Here is a 23,716-nt window from a genome sequence, read left to right on the forward strand (position 1 = left end):
ATCGAAGAGGGATATCCATGAGCACTGTTTCGGCATACGCCGCCACGTCGGCGACCGAACCGCTGACCAAGACCACCATCGAGCGGCGCGACCCGGGCCCGCGGGACGTGGCGATCGACATCAAGTTTGCCGGCATCTGCCACTCCGACATCCACACGGCCAAAAGCGAATGGGGCACACCGAAATACCCCGTGGTCGTGGGCCACGAGATTGCCGGCGTCGTCACCGAGGTCGGCTCCGAGGTCACCAGGTTCAAGGCGGGCGACCACGTCGGCGTGGGCTGCATGGTGAATTCCTGCGGTCAGTGCAGCAGCTGTCAGGCCGGGCTCGAGCAGTACTGCAAGAAGGGCGCGACCTTCACCTACAACGGCACGGATAAAGACGGCACGACGACGCAGGGCGGCTACAGCCAGGCGATCGTCGTCGACGAAAACTTCGTCTTGCGCATCCCCGACTCGCTGCCGCTGGACAAGGCGGCGCCGCTGCTGTGTGCGGGGGTCACGCTGTTCTCCCCGCTGCGGCACTGGAAGGCCGGGCCGCGCACCCGGCTGGCGATCATCGGCCTGGGTGGCCTGGGGCACATGGGCGTCAAGCTGGGCGCGGCGATGGGCGCCGAGGTGACGGTGCTGTCACAGTCGTTGAAGAAAATGGAAGACGGGCTGCGCCTCGGCGCCAAGCATTACTACGCCACCTCCGACCGCGACACCTTCAAGAAGCTGCGCAGCAGCTTCGACCTGATGCTGAACACCGTCTCGGCAAACCTGAACCTCAACGACTACCTGAGCCTGCTCGACGTCGACGGCACCCTTGTCGAATTGGGCATCCCCGAGCACCCCATGGAGGTGGGCGCGTTCTCGCTGGCGCTGGCCCGCCGCAGCCTGTCCGGGTCGAACATCGGTGGGATCGCCGAGACCCAGGAGATGTTGGACTTCTGCGCCGAGCACAACGTGACGCCCGAGATCGAGGTCATCGACCCCGACTACATCAACGAGGCCTACGAGCGCGTGCTGGCCAGCGACGTCCGCTACCGCTTCGTCATCGACATCTCGAAGCTGTAGCGGCTCAAGCGCTTTCGGATGCGGACCCGCGTGCGGCGATTTCCGCCGCCTCCCCCCACTCGTCACCGGGGATGGCTTGGCTGACGTCGATTCCGGCCAGCGGCCACCCGACGGCGGCCAACGTGGCGGCCACCCGGATCACGTTCTCGGGCCCCGCGTCGTAGTGGGTCATGTCGGAGATGAATTCGGCGATCTCGTCTCGGTCGATCACACCGTCAGCGAGCGCCGGTGATCCGTCCTTGGTGATTTCGCGCACCACGTCTTTAATCTGCGCTTCGGTCAGCGGCGTGCTGCGCAGCAGCGCGAGCAAAGGCACCCGGTCAGGTCCGGGGACACCCTCGGGGTAGCCGGCGCGCAGCCAGCGCAGCACTGAGCGGCAGAAATTGGCGGTGTGAGACGCGGCGGTATTGGTCACCTCAACAGTGTCGGGGCAGCGGTATCAACACTGCCACCGGGCCGTCGCGCCCCGGCGACAATTCACGCGGCGTTCACAAACCGCTTGGCTGAATTGCCCCGCTCCCCCGCGCCCTGCATGGTCGCAGCGCTAAAAGTCCCAGTCCTCGTCCTCGGTGTTGACGGCCTTGCCGATCACGTACGACGAGCCCGAGCCGGAGAAGAAGTCATGGTTCTCGTCGGCGTTGGGTGACAGGGCCGACAGGATCGCCGGGTTCACGTCCGTCTCGTCGCGCGGGAACAGCGCCTCGTAGCCGAGGTTCATCAGCGCCTTGTTGGCGTTGTAGCGCAGGAACTTCTTGACGTCCTCGGTCAGCCCGACCTCGTCGTAGAGGTCCTGGGTGTACTCCACCTCGTTGTCGTAGAGCTCGAAGAGCAATTCGTAGGTGTAGTCCTTGAGCTCCTGCCTGCGTGCCTCGTCGACCAGCGCCAGGCCGCGCTGGAATTTGTAGCCGATGTAGTAGCCGTGCACCGCCTCGTCGCGGATGATCAGCCGGATCACGTCGGCGGTGTTGGTCAGCTTGGCCCGGCTGCTCCAGTACATCGGCAGGTAGAACCCGGAGTAGAACAGGAAGCTCTCCAGCAGCGTGGAGGCCACCTTGCGTTTGAGCGGCTCGTCGCCGCGGTAGTACTGCATGACGATCTCGGCCTTGCGCTGCAGGTTGGGATTTTCCTCCGACCAGCGGAACGCGTCGTCGATCTCGACCGTCGAGCACAGCGTGGAGAAGATCTGGCTGTAGCTCTTGGCGTGGACCGACTCCATGAAGGCGATGTTGGTGTAGACGGCCTCCTCGTGCGGGGTCAGCGCGTCGGGAATCAGGCTGACCGCGCCGACGGTGCCCTGGATGGTGTCCAGCAGCGTCAGGCCGGTGAACACCCGCATGGTCAGCTGTTTTTCGTGGGCGGTCAGGGTGCCCCAGGACGGGATGTCGTTGGATACCGGCACCTTCTCGGGCAGCCAGAAGTTTCCGGTCAGCCGGTCCCAGACCTCGGCGTCCTTCTCGTCTTGCACCCGGTTCCAGTTGATCGCTGAAACCCGGTCGATCAGCTTCATGTTTCCGGTCACCAGAACCCCACTTCACACGCCGTTTGCCTGAGGGATGTCAGGCTCCAGACACTACCCCTGGGGTACGACAACACTGCGGAACACAAGAACTTGTGTTTGCGTGTCGCGCACGCCCGTAGGCCGCCAGATTTTTCTTCCTTATCCAGTATTGCGCGTTCGCCGGCATGACGTAGGCAAAACCCGCGCCACGATGTACCATTTGGTACATGATTACCGAGGACAGCGTCGAGATCGACGCACCGCCGCAACTGGTCTGGGAAGTCTTCAACGACGTCGAGCGCTGGCCGGAGTGGACCGCCTCGGTGACCTCCCTGACCGGGCTGGACGGCCCCGGCCTCGCCGTCGGCAAGCGGTTCGCGATCAAGCAGCCACGCATGTCGAAGCTGGTCTGGCGGGTCACCGAGATCGACCCGGGCACGTCCTGGACGTGGGTGCAACGCGCTCCCGGTGCCACGGCCAGCGCCCGCCACGACGTGATCGCCCAACCGGGCGGCGGCACCCTGGTGCGCCAGCGGATCGACCAGAACGGCGTATTCGGCGCTCTTGTCGGGCGGCTCATGGGATCGATGACCAAGCGCTACCTCAAACTCGAGGCCCAAGGCCTCAAGGCCCGCTCCGAGCAGCTCAGCCGCGCCGATGGCACGCACTCCTGACACCGAGCGGCGCCGACAACTGCTCGATGCACTCGTCGCCGAGTTCGCCGCCGGCGGCATCGGTGACCGACCGCTGCGCGCGGTGGCCGACGCGGTCGGTACAAGCCACCGAATGCTGTTGCACCACTTCGGGTCTCGGGAAGACATGCTTGTGGCGATCGTCGAGGAGGTCGAGCGCCGCCAGATGGGGCTGCTGGCCGAATTGCCCGCCGATCCCGCCGACGGCTTTGCCGCCATGTGGGCCGACCTCCGTCGGCCCGAACTGCGCCAGTCCGAGCGTCTGTTCTTCGAGTGTTACGCCCGCGCCGTACAGGGCGAAAAGCCTTTTGCCCGAATGGTTCCCGGTGCCGTCGAGGGCTGGCTGACCGAGGTCGAGGCGCTGCAGAACCCCACCGGCGGTCCGGTCGACCCCGCCGCCGTGCGGCTTGGTCTGGCCGTCATCCGGGGCCTGCTGCTGGATCTGGTCGCCACCGGCGACGATGCCGGCGTGGACGCGGCCGCGACGGCCTTCGTCGAACTCCTCAGGCGCTAGCGGTGATTCGATGTGCGGCCGTCACGAGGCGGCAGCGTGCCCGCCCGTGCTCACGCCGTAGAACTGGTATTCGGAGGGCTTGACCGAGCGGGTCGCGCGCCAATACTCCCAGGTGTAACCGCCCCACAGCACGGTGTTTTTACCATGCTCGTCCAAATACCAGCTGCTGCAGCCGCCGCTGTTCCACACCGACGGGCCCAGCCTGCGCTGCAGCTCGTCGTTGAACTCGTCCTGGGCGGCTCGGGTCGGGGCGAGCCCCTGCGCGCCCAGCTTGTCGCAGGTGGCGATCGCATCGGCGACGTAACGGATTTGGGACTCGATCATGAACACCACCGAGTTGTGCCCCAGCCCGGTGTTGGGACCCAGCAAGAAGAACAGGTTGGGCACATCGGCGACGGTGATCCCGCGGTGGGCGCCGATTCCCTCGCGGTTCCAGCGGTCCACCAGATCCTCGCCGTGCAGTCCCTTGATCTGGACGTAGGTGTAGGAGTCGGTGACGTGAAACCCGGTGGCGTACACGATCACATCGGCTTGCCGGTGCGTTCCGTCGGCGGTGACGATGCCGTCGGGTGTGATCCGCGTAATGTGGTCGGTGATCAGTTCTGTCTTCGGGTCGGCCACCGCGCCGTAATAGGTGGAGGAGTTCAGGATTCGCTTGCACCCGATGCGGTAGTTGGGAATCAGCTTGCGCCGCAACTCCCGATCCTTGACCGATCGGCGAATGTTGTATTTGCAGTAGGCCTCGATGAACTTCAGCAGGTTGGGCCGCTTGGTCATGCCGATGGCCAGCGCCTCCTGGCCCCAGTAGATGACCAGGCGCACCAGTGCGCGCAAGCCGGGCACGTTCTCCATCGCCCCGCGCACCGCCGTCGGGATCTCGGGGTTGGAGCGCGGCACCACCCACGGCGGGGTGCGTTGGTAGAGCTGAAGTTCGGCGACCTGCCCGACGATCTCGGGCACGATCTGGATCGCGCTGGCGCCGGTCCCGATCACCGCCACCCGCTTGCCGGTCAGGTCGACGCTGTGGTCCCACTGCGCGGAATGGAAAGCGGGGCCGGTGAATTCGTCGCGTCCCTCGATGTCGGGCATGGACGGGATGTGCAGCGCACCGGCACCCGAGATCAGGAACTGCGCGATGTATTCGCGACCGTCGGCGGTGAACACGTGCCAACGGTGCTCGTCATCGTCCCAGTGCGCCCGGTCCACCAACGAGTTGAACTCCATGTAGCGGCGCAGCCCGTACTTTTCGGTGACTCCCTCGAGGTAGTCCCAGATCTCGGGCTGATATGAGAACGGGTTCTTCCAGTCGGGCTTGGGCTCGAACGAAAACGAATACAGGTGCGACGGGATGTCGCAGGCGCATCCGGGATAGGTGTTGTCCCGCCAGGTGCCGCCGATGTCGTCGGCCTTTTCCAGGATGACGAAGCCCACGCCCTGCTTCTGCAGCGCGATGGCCATCCCCAGCCCGGAGAACCCGGTCCCGATGATGACGGCCCGGGTATGGACGGGCTTCGGGGCCTTGATCCCCGGCAGTGTCTCGGTTTGTGTCACGACATCGGTCACGGTCGATCGGTCTTTCTATTCAGGCCAGTGTCGGGTCGGCGCTCGCCGGCATCCTCGGCCGTAGCCACCCGGCTGGCGCAAATACCCAGTACCCAGGGTATCGGTTTGGATGAGTGTTATCGATGGCCCCGGGCGGTGTCAACGCCGCGGCTCGCTCAGCCCGCGGCCGGCTTTCTGACCACCGCGTCGTGGATCGGCTGGTCGGGATTCATCGTGATGCCCAGCGTCTCCGCGGTGCCGACGATCACCGCCATCATGATGGTCGTCAGGTGCGCGACGAACTGCGCACGGGACATCAGCCGCGGGGTCTCGGGTTCGGGGCCCAGCCACCACTCGGTGGCCGACGCGGCCGATCCGAAGGCGGCGTGCGCCGCCAGTTCGACCGCTGCGTGGTCCAACTCCATCTCGCGCAGCTCGCTGTCGAACAGGTCGGCCATGGCCAGGGTGATTTCCCGGCCTTCGTTGAGGATGGTGACCGTCGACTGCGGGGTGGCCGCCGAGCGGCCCTGGATGAACACCCGCAGGACGTTGGGGTGCTTGTCGACCAGGGTGACGTACTCCTCGACGCTGCGCCGGATCACCTCGCGGGCCGAATCGGTTTTCAGGTCGATGGACGGGAAGATCGCCGTCCACAACATGTCGCGCAGCCGCTCGCCGATCGCCTGGAACAGGTCGGACTTGTCGTGAAAATGCCGGTAGATCTTCGGTTTGGCGGTGCCGGCCTCTTCGGCGATTTCCCGCACGGACAGTTCAGGCCCCAGGCGGTCGATGGCGCGGAACGCCGCGTCGACGATTTCGCTGCGCACCTTCTTGCGGTGCTCGCGCCACCGTTCGCTGCGCGCGTCGACCTTGGCCCCCGGCTTGACAGCCGGATGGGGTCTAGCAGGTCGAGGCATTCTCACCACCTCACGCACTTTACCCCGTCGCGGCTTCTGACCTGGGCAGACTGGGTAACCTACTGCGAGTGTGAATTTCGCGGCGCGAATCCGTCGCGCAATTCACACCCGCGCAGAGGCGTCAATAAGCGGGAATTCCGGGAGAGCATGAGCGAGAACGACACGGCCACCGATCCACTGCTGTACACGGTGGACGAGGCCCCCTAACGGCCGGGCCGCGAATACCTACAGCGGATGCGCCAGTACGGGCCAATCAACCGGCCGGTCTTAACGCGAGTCTTCAATGCAGTATTGACACGTGTCCTTCTTGACTCCCCGATTTGTGTGGTGCCGCGTATGCGCACTACGTCTGCTAGAGGGCATCGGCCGTCCCTTACGCACTCCCGACATCTTCGCGCGGGTCTCCTCGCTTGCCCGCTGCCCATAATTCGGATTGCCGGGGCCTCGTCGCTGTTCAGCCAACCTTTGGCGAGCCTCTTCCGACATGGAATGCCCGAAGCTCGGATGATCCTCACCAAACTTTCCATAATTGGGATTCTCGGTTCGGGTATTCTTTCCTTTGCGTAATTTCGACCATTGCGCGCGCCGCTCGGGGCTGTGACTCCGGCCGTAAAACGGGTTGTTTTCAGCGAATCTGCTCACGCCTTTCCGACCGGTCGATCGAATGCTTGCGGCCTCCCGCATTTCGGCCGTCCACTCGACCCCCATCGGACCCAGACCCCCCTGAGACAGATTGAGCAACGGGTGCCCGTACCTCCTGAGTAGCTCGATCCAGTCGATCTCTGCCTGCCCGAGTTCTTCAATGCCTTTAACCGAATCAAGTTCGTCGGCAATGACGTCGTCGAGGTCATGCGTTCGGAGCCAATCGTAAAGCGGAGTCTTCCTTCCCGATCGGGCAATTTTGAAATGCTGCTTGAGGCGGATTTCAACCGATTTGGTCGTGAGACCGACATAGCGATAGTCGAACTCCGATCGGAGCCTGACCCCATATATGAAGCCTTCTGTCGGTAGTTCGGCGGTCACAGAATCTGCGCCGTTAGCGACGAGTCGTCATAACATGCAACTCACGCAATTTTCCACCTGGGTTCCCTCCAACGCCATCTGACGCAGCCGGATGTAGTACAGCGTCTTGATTCCCTTGCGCCAGGCGTAGATCTGCGCCTTGTTCACCTCGCGGGTGGTGGCGGTGTCCTTGAAGAACAGCGTCAGCGACAGTCCCTGATCGACGTGCTGGGTGGCGGCGGCGTAGGTGTCGATGATCTTCTCGTAGCCGATCTCGTAGGCGTCGGCGTAGTACTCCAGGTTGTCGTTGGTCATGTAGGGCGCCGGGTAGTAGACCCGCCCGATCTTGCCCTCCTTGCGGATCTCGACCTTGGACACGATGGGGTGGATCGACGACGTCGAGTGGTTGATGTAGGAGATGGACCCCGTCGGCGGCACCGCCTGCAGGTTCTGGTTGTAGATGCCGTGCGCCTGCACCGATTCCTTCAGCCGCTTCCAGTCGTCTTGCGTCGGGATGCGGATATCCGCGTCCGCGAACAACTGACGTACCTTGTCGGTCGCCGGCTCCCACACCTCGTCGGTGTATTTGTCGAAGAACTCTCCCGACGCGTACTTGGAGCGCTCGAAACCCTTGAAGTGCGTGCCGCGTTCGATCGCGATGCGGTTGGAGGCGCGCAGCGCGTGATAGAGCACCGTGTAGAAGTAGATGTTGGTGAAGTCGATGCCTTCCTCGGAGCCGTAGAAGATGCCCTCGCGCGCCAGGTATCCGTGCAGGTTCATCTGCCCGAGCCCGATCGCGTGGGAATCGTTGTTGCCCTGCTCGATTGAGGGCACCGAGGTGATGCTCGTCTGGTCGCTGACCGCGGTCAGCGCGCGGATCGCCACCTCGATCGACTGAGCGAAGTCGGGCGAGTCCATCGTCTTGGCGATGTTCAGCGAACCCAGGTTGCACGAAATATCTTTGCCCACTTTGGCATAGGACAAGTCGTCGTTGAACAATGACGGCGTCGACACCTGCAGGATCTCCGAGCACAGGTTCGAGTGGGTGATCTTTCCGTCGATCGGATTGGCCCGGTTCACCGTGTCCTCGAACATGATGTACGGGTAGCCGGATTCGAACTGCAGCTCGGCCAGCGTCTGGAAGAACTCCCGCGCCTTGATCTTGGTCTTGCGGATCCGCGCGTCGTCGACCATCTCGTAGTACTTCTCGGTCACCGAGATGTCGGCGAAGGGCACGCCGTAGACCCGCTCCACGTCGTAGGGCGAGAACAGGTACATGTCCTCGTTCTTCTTGGCCAGCTCGAAGGTGATGTCGGGGATCACCACGCCCAGACTCAGCGTCTTGATCCGGATCTTCTCGTCGGCGTTCTCCCGCTTGGTGTCCAGGAAGCGGTAGATGTCGGGGTGATGCGCGTGCAGATACACCGCGCCGGCGCCCTGACGCGCACCGAGCTGATTGGCGTAGGAGAACGAGTCCTCGAGCAGCTTCATGATCGGGATGACACCCGAGGACTGGTTCTCGATGTTCTTGATCGGGGCGCCGTGCTCACGAATATTGGTCAGCAGCAACGCAACTCCCCCGCCGCGCTTGGACAGCTGCAGCGCTGAGTTGATCGAGCGCCCGATGGACTCCATGTTGTCCTCGATGCGCAGCAAAAAGCAGCTCACCGGCTCGCCGCGCTGCGCCTTGCCCGAGTTCAAAAAGGTCGGGGTGGCCGGCTGGAAGCGGCCGTCGATGATCTCGTCGACCAGCTTCTCCGCCAGCCCGGTGTCACCGGCCGCCAACGTCAGCGCCACCATGACCACGCGGTCCTCGAAGCGCTCCAGGTAGCGCTTCCCGTCGAAGGTCTTCAGCGTGTAGGAGGTGTAGTACTTGAACGCACCCAGAAAGGTCGGGAACCGGAATTTCTTGGCGTAGGCGCGGTCCAGCAGCGCCTTGACGAAGTTGCGCGAGTACTGGTCGAGAACCTCACGCTCGTAATAGTTCTCGCGGATCAGGTAGTCGAGTTTCTCGTCCTGATTGTGGAAGAAGACGGTGTTCTGGTTGACATGCTGCAGGAAGTACTGACGCGCAGCCAGCACGTCCCGATCGAACTGAATCTTGCCGTCGGCGTCGTACAGATTCAGCATCGCGTTCAGCGCGTGGTAATCCGTTTCATCGGGCAACCCATGAGTGCCGGCGATTACAGGCTCTGCAGTGACGGTTGGTGACACGTCTGTTCCTTCCAGAAATCGGCTAAGCCCGCGCGGACGGCATCCACGTCGTCCTGGGTTCCCATTAGTTCGAAGCGGTAAAGGTACGGAACGCCGCACTTGTGCGAGATCACGTCGCCCGCGTAGGCGAATTCGGCGCCGAAGTTGTTGTTGCCCGCGGCGATGACGCCGCGGATCAACGAACGGTTGTGCTCATTGTTCAAAAAGGCGATGACCTGTTTGGGGACATAGCCGCCGGCGTTGAGGTCAGGAGTGGACCGGCCGCCGCCGTAGGTGGGCAGCACCAGCACGTACGGCTCGTCTACCTCGATACGGCCGTGTAGCGGTATCCGCGTGGCAGGAATCCCCAGCTTCTCCACGAAGCGGTGGGTGTTCTCCGACACGGAGGAGAAATAGACCAGTGGCGATCGCAAGCGCGGCGCACCCGCGCGCGACGGGTCGCCGCTCATCCGACCTGGGTTGCGCCCCGTGGTGTCCATGGTGCCGCAACCTCCTTACCTAACGTCTTGCCTTACGCGCTGAGTTCCACCCCGGCGAGCGCCTTGATGCGGTCGGGGCGGAAACCCGACCAGTGGTCGTTCCCCGCCACCACGACGGGAGCCTGCAGATAGCCCAGTGCCATCACGTAGTCACGCGCCTCGGAGTCCAGCGTGATGTCGACCTTGTCGTAGGCGATGCCCTGCTTGTCCAGCGCCTTGTAGGTGGCGCTGCACTGCACGCATGCCGGCTTGGTGTACACGGTGATGCTCATAGAATGCCGCTCCTTTGCGGAAGAGGGGGACCCAATGGACTGGCAACTACTTGTGGACTGCTTGCTTTCTAGGTTCAGCGATCCGTCCGGGCCCCAGATTCCCGTCGTGCGGCGGCCGGTGTCGAAGACCTGTCTCCGACCACTTCGCGCCGATTCCGGGGGGTTCACCGAGCCTGGCTGGCTTGGTGAACCTGGGGTCTGCCGGTGCATCGAAACACTACACCTAGTGGCTGACAAGATGTCGAGATACAAGATGTTCTGAATAACATTTCTGAAATTCCCTGGTCGTAAGGCCTGTGTCGAATAATTTCGGACACCCGCCTCGGCGTGTCGCAGATCACAGGCCAAGACGAAGGCGCCTCTGGGTATCGGTATAGCAGCGACCACCGACACTGCCGTTTTGAGCCGGTTTTGAGCGGCTGACCGCGGCGGGTCAGCCCGCGGCCAGCAAAGCCGCCAGATCAAGCTGGCGGCTTTGGCTACCCGTTGGCGACAACCTCGCTGGTCGCCTCCCGGCCGGCTTGTCGGCTTCCGCCAATCAGCCGGCTTCGGCGGCGAGCTTGCCCACCACATCACGCACGTTCGCCGACAGCTCGGCGTGCTCGGCGGGCGCCCTGCCTTCCAGCGTTGTGAACGGCACGGACAGTTTGATCGACTCGACGACCCGCGCACCGGCGATGCCGAAGGACTTGCGGGCCTCGTCGTGCGCCCACACCCCGCCGTACCGGCCGAACGATCCCCCGATGACGACCAGCGGCTTGCCTTTCAGCGCGCCGTCGCCGAATGGGCGCGACAACCAGTCGATCGCGTTCTTGAGCACCGCCGGGATGCTGCCGTTGTATTCGGGGGTGACCACCAGGGCGGCGTCGGCGTGGGCCGCCGCGGCACGCAGCGCGGCCACCGGAGCCCGGGGCGGCGCGTCGGCGGTCATCGCGTCGTCGATCTCCTCGTTGTAGAACGGCAGCTCGCCGAGTCCTTCGAAGATCGTGACGGTGACGTCGTCGGCGGCGAGCGTCCCCGCCAATTCCGCGATCTGACGGTTGATCGACGCCGCCCGCAGGCTTCCCACTAGCGCCAAGATTTTGATTGCCACTCTCGCGGTTCCCTTCGGTCGTTGGTTTACATCCTCGCATGACCTAAGCGGACTATGGTCCGATTTATTCCGGCAGCGTTAAAGTGCAGGAGTGAGCGACGTCGAGCGGTTGACTGACCTGCCCATGTGCGTCCCGCAACTGCCCGCGCAGGAGCGTGGTGACGCCGTCCGCAACCGCGCGCTGTTGCTGGACGCGGCGCGCCGCCTGGTCGCCGAGCGCGGCGCCGATGCCGTCACCATGGACGATGTCGCCGCGGCGGCCGGCGTCGGCAAGGGCACCCTGTTCCGCCGGTTCGGCAGCCGCGCCCGCCTGATGATGGTGTTGCTGGACGAGGACGAACGGGCCAGCCAGCAGGCGTTCCTGTTCGGGCCGCCGCCCCTGGGACCAGGCGCGCCGCCGGCCGACCGGCTGGTCGCGTTCGGCCGGGAGCGGATCCGGTTCGCTCACGACCATTGCGAACTGCTGTCCGCCGCCAACCGCGACCCACGAAACCGGCACAACGCACCGGCCATGGTGCTGCGCACGCATGTGCGGGTGCTGCTCAAGGCGGCCGACTCCACCGGCGACCTCGACGCCCAGACCGACGCGTTGCTCGCGTTGCTCGACACCGACTATGTGGAGCATCAGCTGCACGAGCGCGGTCACACCTTGACAACGTTGGGCGACGCGTGGGAAAGCCTGGCGCGCAAGCTCTGCGGGCGATGAACACCGGCATGCCCGCGCCGGCGCCGGATTGGATCCTGCACGTGGACCTCGACCAGTTCCTGGCGTCGGTCGAGTTGCGCCGTCGCCCCGAATTGGCCGGGCTGCCCGTCATCGTCGGCGGCAACGGCGATCCGAGCGAACCGCGCAAGGTGGTCACCTGTGCCTCCTATGAGGCCCGGGAATTCGGTGTGCGTGCGGGCATGCCGCTACGCGCCGCGGCGCGCCGCTGCCCGCCAAACTCGGGGGTGACCTTCCTTCCCTCCGACCCGGCCGCCTACGACGCGGCGTCCGAGCAGGTGATGGGCGTGCTGCGGGATCTGGGGCATGCGGTTGAAGTGTGGGGCTGGGACGAGGCCTACGTCGCCGTCAACGCGGAGGACCCCAGCAGGGCCGCACAGCAGATCCGCAGCGTCATCTCCGCGGAAACCGGGCTGTCGTGCTCGGTCGGCATCAGCGACAACAAGCAGCGCGCCAAGGTCGCCACCGGTTTCGCCAAGCCGGCCGGTATTTTCGTGCTCACCGATGCCAATTGGATGGCGCTGATGGCCGACCGGCCGGTCGACGCGCTGTGGGGTGTGGGACCCAAGACAACGGAAAAACTTGCGGCTCTTGATATTACGACGGTCTGGCAGCTGGCCCACAGCGACGCGGAGTTGTTGACGGCCACGTTCGGTGCGCGCACCGGGCTGTGGCTGCTGCTGCTGGCCAAGGGCGGCGGCGATAGCGGTGTCAGCGCCGAGCCATGGGTGCCGCGCTCGCGCAGCCACGTCGTCACCTTTCCCCGCGACCTCACCGATCGCGCCGAGATGAACACGGCCATAACGGATTTGGCCGAACAAGCCCTGGACGACGTGCTGGCCCAAGCGCGGGTGGTGACCCGGGTGGCGGTCACCGTGCGAACCGCAACGTTCTACACGCGCACCAAGATTCGCAAGCTCGACGCGCCCACCACCGATCGCGACACGATCGTCGCCGCGGCCCTGCGCGTCTTGGACTTATTCCCCCTCGACCGGCCGGTCCGCTTGCTCGGGGTGCGGCTCGAGCTCGTCATGCCGGACTGACGGCGCCGGGCTGGGCTGATTGCCCGGCTCCTCCGCAGGCCGCGCAACGGCCTGCATCGTCGGCGGGCCGGGCCGCAGCGCGCGGGTGAAGATCACGTTCACCTGGCGCATCGCGACGCTATAAGGCCACCACGCAAGCCTTTTGAAGGCGTACAGCGCCCGGATGTCGGCCGACGTGTAGATCAGGTAGCGGTTCTTGGCCACCCCGGCCAGGATCTTCTCGGCGGCCTTCTCCGGCGACACGGCGTGGCCGGCGAATCGCCCTATCCACCGGGCGACGCTGGGGTCCTCGCGGTCCACGCCGGCGATCTCCACGGTGCCCACCAGCGGGGTGTTCACCGCGCCCGGCACCACGACCGATACCCCGATGCGGTGCCGGGCCAGGTCGAAGCGCAGCACCTCCGAGACGCCGCGCAATCCGTACTTGCTGGCGCTGTAGGCGGCATGCCAGGGCAGGGCGACCAGCCCGGCCGCGGAGGACACGTTGACCAGATGGCCGCCCCGCTTCGCCGCCACCATCGGCGGCACGAAGGTCTCGATGACGTGGATCGGCCCCATCAGGTTGATGGCGATCATCTTGCTCCACTGCTCGTGGGTCAGCCGGTCGACGGTGCCCCAGGCCGAGACGCCGGCGATGTTGAGCACCAGGTCCATGGCCGGATGCGCGGCATGGATGTCGGCGGCGAACGCGGCCACCTGGTCGTAGTCGGCGATATCCAGCGCCCGATGCTTCGGGACCTGCGCGCCCAGGGCGCGGGCGTCGGCCACGGTCAGTTCCAGACCGTCGGAGTCGCGGTCGGTCAGATAGAGCTCGGCGCCCTGCGCGGCGAGCCGCAATGCCGTGGCACGGCCGATGCCGCTGGCCGCGCCGGTGACGAAACACCGTTTTCCTGCGAAATACCGTCCGGATGCCTTCTGCGCCATGGCGGTGACGATACCGCCGGTACCACCCAGTCCAGCCCTAGGGACGGCCGGCCCACAGCGCGTGCAGCCACAACCGCTCGAGCACGCGCACCCGTCGGTCACGATCGCTGTCGGATCCGGTCAGGACCGGGTCGCCGGTCAAGACCAGCGCGGTGGTACCGGTCAGGGTGCGGATCAGTGTCGGAAGGTCGTCGCTGATCGGCCTGGCGGTGCCGGCCTTCATCTCGGCCTCGACGATGGCGACGATCTGCGCCAGCACCACCTCGAACTGCTGGTCGAGCAGGTCGCGGATCTCGACGTCGGTGTGGCGGGCCTCGTTGCAGGCGGTCACCACGGGGTCGTTGTGCGCGTAGACGGCCGCGGCGCTGCCGACCATCCGCTTGGCGAACTCCTCGGGCGACTCGCCCGGCTGGCGGGGGGCGAAATACTGCGTGAGTTCTTCGAGTTCCTCGGTGGCCTCGGCCATCAGCTGCGCCAGCACCGCGTACTTGGAGTCGAAATAGAAGTAGAAGCCGGATCGGGCGACCCCGGCCCGCAGGCTGATGGTGCTGACCGACAACTCGGCGAACGGCTTTTCCTGCAGCAGTTCGCGCACCGCCTGCACGATCGCCTGGCGTTGCTTGTCGCCACGCCGTCGTGCGCCCGGCTCCGGATTGGCGGGGTGGCTGGTCACTCCCTGACCTTGCACCACGCCACGCAAAAAGCAAACTTGACAGCCGTCAAGTTTTTCAGCGAAGGTTATGGATCAGTGACTGTTGTCACCCGAGGGCACGCAAAGGAGCGTCTATGACCGCCACCATCAGCACTCCCCAGTACCTGCTGGACCAGGCGCGGCGCCGGTTCACCCCGACGCTGAACACCATCCCGGGCATGGGGGCGATCGAGAAGCGTCTGCTCACCCACGAGTGGGAGCCGAAGGTCCTGGCAGAACCGCCCGCCGGCAGCGGCCTCAAACCCGTGGTCGGCGACGCCGGCCTCCCGGTCCTCGGGCACATCATCGAGATGTTCCGGGGCGGACCGGACTACGCGCTGCATCTCTATCGCACCCGGGGCCCGCTGAGCTACCTCGATTCGCCGATCATGCCGGCGGTCACCGCACTGGGCCCCGACGCCACCCAGGCCGTGTTCTCCAACCGCAACAAGGACTTCTCGCAGAAGGGCTGGCACCCGGTGATCGGGCCGTTCTTCAACCGCGGCCTGATGATGCTGGACTTCGACGAGCACATGTACCACCGCCGCATCATGCAGGAGGCCTTCACCCGCGGCCGCCTGACCGGCTACGTCGAGCACATCGACAGGGTGGCGAGCGACATCGTCGCCAATTGGCCGACCAACGACGCGCGGTTCCTGTTCCACCCGGCGATGAAGGAACTCACGCTCGATGTCGCGTCCCTGGTGTTCATGGGACACGAGCCGGGCACCGACCACGACCTGGTCACCAAGGTCAATCAGGCCTTCACGATCACGACGCGTGCGGGCGGCGCGATCATCCGGCAGCCGGTCCCGCCGTTCAAGTGGTGGCGCGGGCTGCAGGCCCGCCAGCTGCTCGAGGACTACTTCACCGAGCGCGTCCGGGAACGTCGCAAGGCCACCGGCAACGACATGCTCACGGTGTTGTGCCACACCGAGGATGACGACGGCAACAGCTTCACCGACGAAGACATCGTCAATCACATGATCTTCCTGATGATGGCCGCCCACGACACGTCCACGTCGATCACCACCACGATGGTCTACAACATGGCCGCGAACCCCCAGTGGCAGGAGCGGGCGCGCGACGAGTCGGACCGGCTCGGCGACGGGCCGCTGGACATCGAGTCGCTGGAGAAGCTGGAAACGCTCGAACTGATCATGAACGAGTCGCTGCGCATGGTGACGCCGTTGCCGTTCAACATGCGGCAGGCCGTTCGGGACACCGAGCTGCTGGGTTACTACATCCCGGCCGGCACCAACATCACCATCTGGCCCGGCATGAACCATCGGCTGCCCGAATTGTGGACGGAGCCAGACAAATTCGACCCGGAGCGGTTCGCCGAACCGCGCTCGGAGCACAAGAGTCACCGGTATGCGTTCGCGCCGTTCGGCGGTGGTGCGCACAAGTGCATCGGCATGCTGTTCGGTCAGCTGGAGGTCAAGACCGTGTTGCACCGGCTGCTGCGCCGCTACCGCATCGAGCTGGCCCGGCCGGGCTATCAGCCGCGGTGGGACTACGGCGGCATGCCGATTCCGATGGACGGCATGCCGATCGTGCTGCGCCCGCTCTAGTTGCGTTCCCTGCGCGAGATCAGGCGATCAGCCGGTTGGCGCAGGCGATGACCGCGCGCAGTGCCGACTGCGTCGGATCGTCCGAGAGGCCCATCGCCCACTCGGTGCGGGCGCCGTTGCTGCCCCGGATGAAGGTGGCGATGTCGCTTTCCGATCGCATCTGATGGAACCTCACGATCTCGACGGCGATCCCGCGCTCGTGCAGCATCGCGGTCAAGGCCGCGACCGGCCCGCCGGCAGCCGCGGTTGCGGTGCTGATGCGGTCGCCGACGGCGATCGCGGCCTGGAAGTTGCGGGCCTGCGGGCCCGGTCGCGAGGCGTCGGTGCACCCCCACTGGCCTAGCCGCAGCGGGCCGCTGGTGCGTGCGTAAGTCGCGACGAAGGTCTCCCAGGACATGGGGTCGGCCTGCTCCCGCAGGCCGCGGGGCAACGAGACACCGAAGCGATTACCGAACCACACGGTGGCCGGGTCGACATTGGGGAGCTGATTCCGTTCGGGAAAAGTCATCGTGCCGGTCTTCTCTAGTCAACTGGAACGACCGACGGCAGTAGCTTCCGACCCACAGCGGGGGGTCGGTCAGGATCAGACCCCGCTGCGGGTGCTGGCTACTACGAAACGCGCGAGAAGACGCATGAGCGTCGACACTAGACCCCTGCCGTCGGCTCCTGCAACTTCGGCTGACCGCACAAACGGGCCGTACAAAATAATATAGAAAATAATACGAAAGGTTTGGTTTAAGTACGCTCCGCGGGGGGTATGAGCCGAGCTACAGTCAATTAGACGACTGTTGAACTACCCTCACCCGAAAGGCACGTTCATGAAGGCGGAGAGCACCAAGAAGACCCTCAAAGTTGCCGTCGCGGCCGTCGGGCTGGCCGCGACGTTGACACTACCGACCGGATGTGCGACTTCTGCAGCCACCGGCGGTACCGGGCTCGGTACGGGCGGGTGCACCGTGAGCGCGCTAGGTATCTGCATTTAAACGGTCGAACACAAGCGACCAGCCGGACCGCTGCGTGGGGGGCGGTCCCCGGCGGGCCTCTTGTTGTTATCCCGCCGGGCCCGGCGCCGGCTCGAACCGCAGATACGCCTGAATAGTCGTGCCGGTCGTGGTGGTGTGCGTGCGCACCAGGTCCGAAATGGCGTTGACCAGGTACAGGCCACGACTCGCGGGGCCGCGGGGGCCCGGGTCGAGGCGGCCCACCAGCGGATCGTCGAACTGTCCGGTGTCTCGTGCCTCGCACACCAAATGCTCGTCGTCCTTCCAGAAGGCCAACCGGCAGGCGCCCCCCGTGTACATCAGGCTGTTGGTGGCCAGCTCGGTGGCGACCAATTGCAGATCCTCAATGCTCTCCTGGGAGAGCCCCATCCAGCCCGCGTAGTCGAGGGCGAAAGACCGCGCGGGCCGAAGGTCCGCCGACTTGCGGACCATGTAGGTGACGGCCCCGGGATTGGCAGCCAACGGTTGGTTGCAACGCTGCAGGACTTGACCCGGCGCGTAGTCCGGGCTGTGCTGCAGCGCACCGCGTTTCCACAGCAGCGGGTGTGTCGCTCGCGCATCGGCCAGGACCTCATCGCCGAGCGCACTCGCGTCGTAGAGGCACAGGCTTGTCGCGGGGTACGCATCCATACCCGTGTTGACCAGCGCTTCGTGCTCGATGCAGGCGACGAACTCCTCCTCGGTGCGGCCCGGCCAAGCGAGTTGGCTGACGATCCGCACCCGCCGATCCGGGTACTCGTCGATGAACGCGCCCTCCATCGCCATCAAACGGCTCGGGTTCCGTGCGACCACGGTGATGTCGGCCAGGTGCACGTCGGCGGGCAACGCGCCACCGGCGTACAACCCGCCTTGCAGCAGGGCCAGCGTCTCGGGGGGCACGGCAAGCAGCACCGCCTCGCCCGCTGCCAAACCGTCGCCGACGAAGCGGCCCACCACGTCCAAAAACTCCTGCTGAGAGTGATAAATCAATGCGGAGTGGACGAAACCGTATTGTCTGGTTTCGGTATCCGCCGTCACTTCAGCGCTCTCGCTTTCGATCACTTACGCCAACCCCCTGCTGGATCGGCCGTCGCCTTTCCCCCCTTCCAATACCCCGGATGGGCCTTCCCTATGCGGCGCAACAGGTCACATTTGGGCACAACCGTGCGGACGGGACACTTCGATCGCGCTCGCTCGCGCGTCTAAAGCCACCAGGAGGCGGCGGCGTCGAGGTGACGACGGAGGCGATAGCAGGCGACGCTCTCGTCGGCGGCCTCGAGCGCCTCGACAATCCGCAGGTGAGCGTGGTGGACGGCCAGCGCATCCGGCCAGGTCGGTGGCGCCTGCCCCGTGGTCGACCAGTGCCGGCGGAACAACTCGACGATGATCCGAAGGAACAGATCCAGCAGCGCGTTGCCGGCGAGTTGTGCCAATCCGACGTGGAAGTTGAACTCCTCCGCGATGGCCTGCCGCACTTCTTCGGGCGTGTGTTGCGAGTTTTCCGGCAACCCGAGCCGATGCGCGGCAAGGAATGCCGCCACTTCGGGCTCGCCGAGCCGCTTGACGACCTTGGTGACGTTGTCGATCTCGATGGCGTCGCGGACGCGCCGCAAGTCTTCGCGGCTCGGGGCGCGGTACTGCAGGTACAAGGCGATCGTGTCGATGCTGGCCTGGGCCGCGGGTTCGGCGATGACGAGTCCGCCGCCGGGTCCGCGGCGCATGCGGGCGATCGAATGGTATTCGAGCAGGCGCACCGCCTCGCGGAGCACCGCGCGGCTCACCCGGTAGCGCTCCAGCAGGGCCGTCTCGGTGCCGAAAACCGACCCCACGTGCCAGCCGCCGGCGGCGATGTCGTCGCCGATGGTGACGGCCAGCAGTTCGGCCAGCTTGCCCCGGGGCGCCTCGACATCGACCCGGCGCCGCCGCTTGCGCCCCCGGCTCTTGTCGCCGGGGTGATGCTGCTGCAGCCAGGCGGTGACCGACTCGACGTGCCGCTCGGACAGCGTCTTGGCGCGCGCCGAATCGCCGGCCGTGACGGCCGCGACGATCTCGGAGTGGTGGGCGTGCAGGTGGTCGACCGCCTCGATGGCCTCGGTCGCCGAGTCCGTTCGCGACGCCAGCGCGTAGCGCGTGGTGAGCCTCATCAAGACTTTGATAAACAGTTGCAGCACCGGGTTTTTGGATTGCTCGGCCAGCGCGATGTGGAATTCGTCGCGCGGAGCCGGTAGACCGGGCTTCCACTGTTTCTCGGCGTCCAACACCGCTCGCAGCCGCGCGATGCCGGCTTCGTCGATGCGCTCGGCGGCGAGCGAGGCCGCCAACGGCTCGAGCACGAGTCGCGCGTTGAGCAGATCGCCCAGTGTCGTGCCCCGGTATTCGAGATAGATGACGACGGCGCGGGTGGCGGGCCCGGCGTCGGGCTCACAGATGTACAAGCCCCCGCCCCGGCCGCGGCGCATCCGGGCGACCTGGTGGTGTTCGACCAGGCGAACGGCCTCGCGCAGCACCGACCGGCTCACACCGAAGCGCTGTTGCAGAGCGGGTTCGGATCCCAGCGACTCGCCGACGGCCCAGCCGCGGCGGACGATGTCCGCTTCGATGTCCCGCGCGAGGATCGAAGCCAGTTTGTCCGCGCGGCCGGTTTTCGGCTCCCCACTCATTTGAGCTCAACCACGCTCTGGCTCAACAGGTGAGCAGCATGCACCCCGCGACGGGCCCACCGCCGACGGACACCACACCGACCTCCGGGCGGCGCGACACCTGACGCTCCCCCGCGTCACCGCGCAATTGCAGGCACCCTTCGTGCAGTGCCCAGTAGCCGTGCATGCGCCCCGCCGAGAGTTGACCGCCGTAGGTGTTCAGCGGCAGCACGCCGTCGCGGGCGATCCGCTCCCCGCCCTCGACGAAGGGTCCGGCCTCGCCGTCGCCGCAGACCCCGAGGGCTTCCAGCCACGCCAGCGTGAGAAACGTGAATCCGTCGTACAACTGGGCGACGTCGAGGTCGGCCGGTTTCAGCTCGGTCCGTGACCACATCTGCGCCGCGGCATCCGACATCGCCATCTTCGGGTAGTCGGCGCGGTGAAACCAGCCACCGGCGCCGTCGGATCCGCCGATCGCCGCCACTTTCACCGCGCGGTGCGGACAGTCGGCGGCGTACTCCGCATGGGACACCACCACCGCGATCGAGCCGTCGATCGGGACATCGCAGTCCAGCAGCCCCAGTGGGGTGGATACCAGTCGCGCGCCCAGGTAGTCGGCCATCGTCATCGGGTCGCGGTACACCGCACGGGAATTCAACGCGGCGTTGCGCCTGCCGTTCAGTGCCACCCACCCGAGCTGCTCTTTGGTGGTCCCGTACAGCTCCATGTGGCGACGGCAATTGAGCGCCAGCCAGTTGGCGGCGGAGTAGGCGTGGGCCGCCACCAGATCGTTGACGTCGTCCATCGCGCCGACGGCGGGCTTCGGCTCGCCTTCGGGTGTCTCGAACATCCGCGCCAGCGGCGGGGCGGGGGCGTTCTCGTCCTGCTTGACCGGGACGGTGCCGCCGAGCATCTGGATCGTCCGATACACCACCACGTGCCGGGCGCGGCGTTCGGCGACCGCGCGACATGCCGACATCACCGGGGAAAGCAGGCCGCCGGTGCCGAAACCAGACCCGCAGTCGGCGGCCTCGATGCGCAGCCGGGCGTTGACGTCTTCGGCGGGTGTGTCGCCCAGCGTCGCGATGCCATCGATGTCGGTCGCGGTCAGTCCGGCGTCCTCGATGGCCGCGCGCACCGCCTCCATCGTCAGCTCCACACCCGGGATGCCGGTGCGACGGCCGATCCGGGAGATCCCGATGCCGGACAAGATCGCGTCCTTTTCGAAATGCGTCATGTACACCGCCCGTCAGACCACACCGTCGCCGTGTCGAATCTATTGAGTGTACTGTATTCGTCGTGTCAGACGGGCCGCTGCTCATCGAGTACTGCGACGACTGTGCGCGCTGGGTGCACCCGGCGAGCGGCGAATGCCGCGAGTGCGGGAGATCGCTGGTCGCGCGAGAGGTCTCCGGGCGCGGCACGGTATTCACCTACACCGTCAACCATCACCCGTACAACCCGGAGATCCCCACCCCCTACGTCATCGCCATCGTCGAACTCGCCGAACAGAACGGCCTGCGAGTAGCCGCCAATATCGTTGGCTGCGAACCGGATTCGGTGACCTGCGGGATGCCGGTCACGCTCCGTCCGGAGCGGGACGGCGGCGGCGCACCGCAGTTCGCGCCGGTTTGATCTGCGCGGGCAGCCAGGAACCGGAAGTTAGTTGATCAGCGGGTCACGCGGCATACCGAGAATCCGCTCGGCGATCTGATTGCGGGTCACCTCCGAGGTGCCGCCGGCGATCGCCATGCCGCGGGCCCCCATCATCAGCCGGCCGGCCAGGGCGCCCGGCCCGTCGAGCAGTGCGACCTCGGGGCCCAGCAGCGCCGCCATGATCGCGGCGCCTTCCACCATGTGATCGGCCAGCTTCAGCTTGGTGACGTTGCCCTCCGGCCCGGGGCCCGCTCCCTCGACACTCCGCGCGACGCGACGCAGATTCAGCAGGCGCAGTGCGGATTCCCCGGCGAGGTACGCCCCCACCCGAACTTCCCCGCCCGCCAACCGATCCGGTCGTTCCCGGGTCAGCTGCACCAGTTGCGCGGCCAGCCCTTCGTAGAACGACCCGCTACCACCGATGCTGACCCGCTCGTTGCCCAGCGTCGCGCGTGCGACCGTCCAACCGGAGTTGGGCGTTCCGACGACGTCTTCGTCGGGCACGAACAGGTCGTTGAAGAAGACCTCGTTGAAGTCCGAACCGCCGGTGATCTGTCGCAGCGGCCGCACCTCGACCTCGGGCGCCTTCATGTCGACGATCACCGTGGTGATGCCGGCATGCTTGGGGGCGTCGGGGTCGGTGCGCACCGTGGCCAGACCGCGCGCGCAGTAGTGCGCACCGCTGGTCCACACCTTCTGGCCGTTGATCTTCCAGCCACCGTCGACCCGGGTGGCACGCGTCTTGATGGACGCCGCGTCCGAGCCGGCGTCGGGCTCGGAGAACAGCTGGCACCAGATCTCGTCCTTGCGCAGCGCCTTCTCCACGAATCGTTCTATCTGCCAAGGCGTTCCGTGCTGGATCAGGGTCAGGATCACCCAGCTGGTGATCCCGTAGTCGGGCCGCTTGATACCGGCCGCGCGGAACTCCTCCTCGATCACCAGCTGCTCGACGGCGTCGGCCGCGCGCCCCCATGGCTTGGGCCAGTGCGGCATCACGTAGCCGGTCTCGATCAGCTTGTCGCGCTGGGCATCCTTGTCCAGGGCGGCGATCTCGGTGGCGTCGGCGCGGACGCGGGTGCGCAATTCTTCAGCCTCGGGCGGCAGGTCGAGGCTGTTCTCGCGGACGGCGCCGGCGGCGGTGCGCTCGAAGACGTCGCGGGCCGGGGCCTGAGGGCCACTGCCACCGAACAGCGCCGTGGTCACCACCGCGCGGCGCAGGTGCAGATGCGCGTCGTGTTCCCAGGTGAAGCCGATGCCGCCGTGCACCTGAATGTTCAGTTCGGCGTTGCGGACGTAGGCCGGCAACGCCAGCGCCGCGGCCACCGCGGCGCTGAGGCGGAATTGCGCCTCCTCCTCCGAGGTGTCCTCGCCCGCCGCGCGGGCGGCGTCCCAGACGGCGGCGATCCCGGACTCCGCGCCCACCAGCATGTTCGCGCAGTGATGCTTGACCGCTTGGAATGTGGCGATGGTGCGCCCGAATTGCTGCCGCACCTTGGCGTAGTCGACGGCGGCGTCGACGCAGTCCGATGCGCCGCCCACCGCCTCGGCGGCCAGCAAGGTTCGGGCCCGGGCCAGCGCCGATTGCCGCGCCCCCGCCAGGATGTCGTCGTCGGACACCCGCACGTTCTGCAGACGAACCCGCCCGGATCGCCGTGTCGGATCGAAGTTTTCCGGCACGTCGACCGAGACGCCCTCGCGGCCGCGTTCGAGCACCAGCACGTCGTCGCCCGCGGCGATCAGCAGCAGCTCGGCAAGCCCGGCGCCCAACACGATTCCGGCCTCGCCGTTCGCGACACCGTCGGCGATCTGTACCTGGCCGTCCAGGCCGGTGCCCGCGGTGACGGTTCCGTCGACCAGGCCGGGCAGCAGTCGCGACTTCTGTTCGGCCGTACCGTCTTTGGCGATCACGGCGGAGGCGATCACGGTGGGCACGAACGGTCCCGGCGCTACCGCGCGACCGAGCTCTTCGATCACGACCACGAGTTCGGGCAGCCCGAACCCTGAGCCGCCGTACTCCTCGTCGACGTGCAGGCCGAGCCACCCCAGCTCGACGAGGTTCTGCCAGAATCCGGGGCGGGGCTCGTCGGTGGCGTCGAGCAGCGCTCGCGCCGCCCAGCGCGCCTTCTGCGCGGTCAAGAACCCGCGAGCCACCTCGGCGAGTTCACGATGGTCGTCGGTTAATGCGATACCCATGAGGGCCCTCC

Annotated in this window: 23 protein-coding genes; 7 read left to right on the top strand and 16 right to left on the bottom strand. The window is 66.0% G+C overall.

Features of this window, described 5'->3' with window-relative positions:
- The first annotated feature begins 17 nt into the window (after positions 1-17).
- On the top strand, positions 18-1,058 hold the full coding sequence (locus EPN51_RS22580; protein ID WP_293047112.1) for an NAD(P)-dependent alcohol dehydrogenase: 1,041 nt from the start codon (positions 18-20) through the stop codon (positions 1,056-1,058).
- 4 nt (positions 1,059-1,062) lie between these two features.
- Here EPN51_RS22580 and EPN51_RS22585 read toward each other — a convergent pair whose 3' ends face one another.
- Both EPN51_RS22585 and nrdF read right to left on the bottom strand, forming a co-directional pair.
- Positions 1,063-1,473, bottom strand: coding sequence for a DUF3349 domain-containing protein (locus tag EPN51_RS22585; RefSeq protein ID WP_293047114.1), 411 nt, complete (start codon positions 1,471-1,473; stop codon positions 1,063-1,065).
- A gap of 129 nt (positions 1,474-1,602) precedes the next feature.
- Entirely contained in the window at positions 1,603-2,577 is a 975-nt protein-coding gene (nrdF, locus tag EPN51_RS22590; RefSeq protein WP_293047115.1) for a class 1b ribonucleoside-diphosphate reductase subunit beta, read from the bottom strand.
- Between the two features lie 206 nt (positions 2,578-2,783).
- Here nrdF and EPN51_RS22595 point away from each other — a divergent pair, with 206 nt between their 5' ends.
- The gene (locus EPN51_RS22595) at positions 2,784-3,230 is read left to right on the top strand and encodes an SRPBCC family protein (protein WP_293047117.1); all 447 of its coding nucleotides are present in this window, start codon (positions 2,784-2,786) and stop codon (positions 3,228-3,230) included.
- Positions 3,214-3,762: a TetR/AcrR family transcriptional regulator gene (locus EPN51_RS22600; RefSeq protein WP_293047119.1), complete on the top strand. Its 549-nt coding sequence runs from the start codon at positions 3,214-3,216 to the stop codon at positions 3,760-3,762. Before EPN51_RS22595 ends, EPN51_RS22600 begins: the two co-directional genes overlap by 17 nt.
- A gap of 21 nt (positions 3,763-3,783) precedes the next feature.
- On the opposite strand, the gene EPN51_RS22605 is transcribed toward EPN51_RS22600, so the two are convergent.
- The 7 genes from EPN51_RS22605 to EPN51_RS22635 form a co-directional block, all read right to left on the bottom strand.
- On the bottom strand, positions 3,784-5,325 hold the full coding sequence (locus EPN51_RS22605) for an NAD(P)/FAD-dependent oxidoreductase (protein WP_293047121.1): 1,542 nt from the start codon (positions 5,323-5,325) through the stop codon (positions 3,784-3,786).
- A 155-nt stretch (positions 5,326-5,480) separates the two neighbouring features.
- A complete protein-coding gene (locus tag EPN51_RS22610; protein ID WP_293047123.1) occupies positions 5,481-6,230 on the bottom strand; it encodes a TetR/AcrR family transcriptional regulator in 750 nt (249 codons plus the stop codon).
- Between the two features lie 258 nt (positions 6,231-6,488).
- The gene (locus tag EPN51_RS22615) at positions 6,489-7,244 is read right to left on the bottom strand and encodes an NUMOD3 domain-containing DNA-binding protein (RefSeq protein WP_293047125.1); all 756 of its coding nucleotides are present in this window, start codon (positions 7,242-7,244) and stop codon (positions 6,489-6,491) included.
- Positions 7,245-7,271: 27 nt separating this feature from the next.
- Positions 7,272-9,437 carry a class 1b ribonucleoside-diphosphate reductase subunit alpha gene (gene nrdE, locus EPN51_RS22620; RefSeq protein WP_293047127.1) on the bottom strand — a complete coding sequence of 722 codons (2,166 nt, stop codon included), beginning with the start codon at positions 9,435-9,437 and terminating at the stop codon, positions 7,272-7,274.
- Positions 9,407-9,886: a class Ib ribonucleoside-diphosphate reductase assembly flavoprotein NrdI gene (nrdI, locus tag EPN51_RS22625; RefSeq protein ID WP_293047278.1), complete on the bottom strand. Its 480-nt coding sequence runs from the start codon at positions 9,884-9,886 to the stop codon at positions 9,407-9,409. Before nrdI ends, nrdE begins: the two co-directional genes overlap by 31 nt.
- A gap of 62 nt (positions 9,887-9,948) precedes the next feature.
- A complete protein-coding gene (locus EPN51_RS22630) occupies positions 9,949-10,188 on the bottom strand; it encodes a redoxin NrdH (RefSeq protein ID WP_293047129.1) in 240 nt (79 codons plus the stop codon).
- 538 nt (positions 10,189-10,726) lie between these two features.
- Positions 10,727-11,281 (bottom strand): NAD(P)H-dependent oxidoreductase, encoded by a 555-nt coding sequence (locus EPN51_RS22635; protein ID WP_293047131.1) that lies wholly within the window; start codon positions 11,279-11,281, stop codon positions 10,727-10,729.
- 91 nt (positions 11,282-11,372) lie between these two features.
- Here EPN51_RS22635 and EPN51_RS22640 point away from each other — a divergent pair, with 91 nt between their 5' ends.
- Entirely contained in the window at positions 11,373-11,987 is a 615-nt protein-coding gene (locus tag EPN51_RS22640; RefSeq protein WP_293047133.1) for a TetR/AcrR family transcriptional regulator, read from the top strand.
- A gap of 8 nt (positions 11,988-11,995) precedes the next feature.
- Positions 11,996-13,048, top strand: coding sequence for a DNA polymerase IV (locus EPN51_RS22645; protein WP_293047280.1), 1,053 nt, complete (start codon positions 11,996-11,998; stop codon positions 13,046-13,048).
- On the opposite strand, the gene EPN51_RS22650 is transcribed toward EPN51_RS22645, so the two are convergent.
- Both EPN51_RS22650 and EPN51_RS22655 read right to left on the bottom strand, forming a co-directional pair.
- On the bottom strand, positions 12,983-13,972 hold the full coding sequence (locus EPN51_RS22650; RefSeq protein ID WP_293047135.1) for an SDR family oxidoreductase: 990 nt from the start codon (positions 13,970-13,972) through the stop codon (positions 12,983-12,985). The genes EPN51_RS22645 and EPN51_RS22650 overlap by 66 nt on opposite strands.
- A gap of 37 nt (positions 13,973-14,009) precedes the next feature.
- Positions 14,010-14,645, bottom strand: coding sequence for a TetR/AcrR family transcriptional regulator (locus EPN51_RS22655; RefSeq protein WP_293047137.1), 636 nt, complete (start codon positions 14,643-14,645; stop codon positions 14,010-14,012).
- 113 nt (positions 14,646-14,758) lie between these two features.
- On the opposite strand from EPN51_RS22655, the gene EPN51_RS22660 reads away from it, so the two are divergent.
- Positions 14,759-16,237: a cytochrome P450 gene (locus EPN51_RS22660; protein WP_293047139.1), complete on the top strand. Its 1,479-nt coding sequence runs from the start codon at positions 14,759-14,761 to the stop codon at positions 16,235-16,237.
- 19 nt (positions 16,238-16,256) lie between these two features.
- On the opposite strand, the gene EPN51_RS22665 is transcribed toward EPN51_RS22660, so the two are convergent.
- The 4 genes from EPN51_RS22665 to EPN51_RS22680 form a co-directional block, all read right to left on the bottom strand.
- A complete protein-coding gene (locus tag EPN51_RS22665; RefSeq protein ID WP_293047141.1) occupies positions 16,257-16,745 on the bottom strand; it encodes a homocitrate synthase in 489 nt (162 codons plus the stop codon).
- A 541-nt stretch (positions 16,746-17,286) separates the two neighbouring features.
- Complete coding sequence (locus EPN51_RS22670) at positions 17,287-18,279, bottom strand: sensor histidine kinase (RefSeq protein WP_293047143.1); 993 nt, start codon at positions 18,277-18,279, stop codon at positions 17,287-17,289.
- A 140-nt stretch (positions 18,280-18,419) separates the two neighbouring features.
- Complete coding sequence (locus tag EPN51_RS22675) at positions 18,420-19,877, bottom strand: FCD domain-containing protein (protein ID WP_293047145.1); 1,458 nt, start codon at positions 19,875-19,877, stop codon at positions 18,420-18,422.
- A 22-nt stretch (positions 19,878-19,899) separates the two neighbouring features.
- On the bottom strand, positions 19,900-21,093 hold the full coding sequence (locus EPN51_RS22680; RefSeq protein WP_293047146.1) for a thiolase family protein: 1,194 nt from the start codon (positions 21,091-21,093) through the stop codon (positions 19,900-19,902).
- 62 nt (positions 21,094-21,155) lie between these two features.
- Here EPN51_RS22680 and EPN51_RS22685 point away from each other — a divergent pair, with 62 nt between their 5' ends.
- Positions 21,156-21,491 (top strand): OB-fold domain-containing protein, encoded by a 336-nt coding sequence (locus EPN51_RS22685; protein WP_293047148.1) that lies wholly within the window; start codon positions 21,156-21,158, stop codon positions 21,489-21,491.
- 27 nt (positions 21,492-21,518) lie between these two features.
- Here EPN51_RS22685 and EPN51_RS22690 read toward each other — a convergent pair whose 3' ends face one another.
- The gene (locus tag EPN51_RS22690; RefSeq protein ID WP_293047150.1) at positions 21,519-23,705 is read right to left on the bottom strand and encodes an acyl-CoA dehydrogenase; all 2,187 of its coding nucleotides are present in this window, start codon (positions 23,703-23,705) and stop codon (positions 21,519-21,521) included.
- Between the last annotated feature and the right edge of the window lie 11 nt (positions 23,706-23,716).

The sequence above is a fragment of the Mycobacterium sp. genome, assembly GCF_004298145.1.
Classification (GTDB): domain Bacteria; phylum Actinomycetota; class Actinomycetes; order Mycobacteriales; family Mycobacteriaceae; genus Mycobacterium.

Coding starts and splice junctions, on each gene's coding strand:
- EPN51_RS22690 (WP_293047150.1), bottom strand. CDS start 23,705: ATGGGTATCGCATTAACCGACGACCATCGTGAACTCGCCGAGGTGGCT.
- nrdI (WP_293047278.1), bottom strand. CDS start 9,886: ATGAGCGGCGACCCGTCGCGCGCGGGTGCGCCGCGCTTGCGATCGCCA.
- EPN51_RS22645 (WP_293047280.1), top strand. CDS start 11,996: ATGCCCGCGCCGGCGCCGGATTGGATCCTGCACGTGGACCTCGACCAG.
- EPN51_RS22675 (WP_293047145.1), bottom strand. CDS start 19,877: ATGAGTGGGGAGCCGAAAACCGGCCGCGCGGACAAACTGGCTTCGATC.
- EPN51_RS22600 (WP_293047119.1), top strand. CDS start 3,214: ATGGCACGCACTCCTGACACCGAGCGGCGCCGACAACTGCTCGATGCA.
- EPN51_RS22660 (WP_293047139.1), top strand. CDS start 14,759: ATGACCGCCACCATCAGCACTCCCCAGTACCTGCTGGACCAGGCGCGG.
- EPN51_RS22650 (WP_293047135.1), bottom strand. CDS start 13,972: ATGGCGCAGAAGGCATCCGGACGGTATTTCGCAGGAAAACGGTGTTTC.
- EPN51_RS22595 (WP_293047117.1), top strand. CDS start 2,784: ATGATTACCGAGGACAGCGTCGAGATCGACGCACCGCCGCAACTGGTC.
- EPN51_RS22580 (WP_293047112.1), top strand. CDS start 18: ATGAGCACTGTTTCGGCATACGCCGCCACGTCGGCGACCGAACCGCTG.
- EPN51_RS22680 (WP_293047146.1), bottom strand. CDS start 21,093: ATGACGCATTTCGAAAAGGACGCGATCTTGTCCGGCATCGGGATCTCC.
- EPN51_RS22665 (WP_293047141.1), bottom strand. CDS start 16,745: ATGACTTTTCCCGAACGGAATCAGCTCCCCAATGTCGACCCGGCCACC.
- EPN51_RS22630 (WP_293047129.1), bottom strand. CDS start 10,188: ATGAGCATCACCGTGTACACCAAGCCGGCATGCGTGCAGTGCAGCGCC.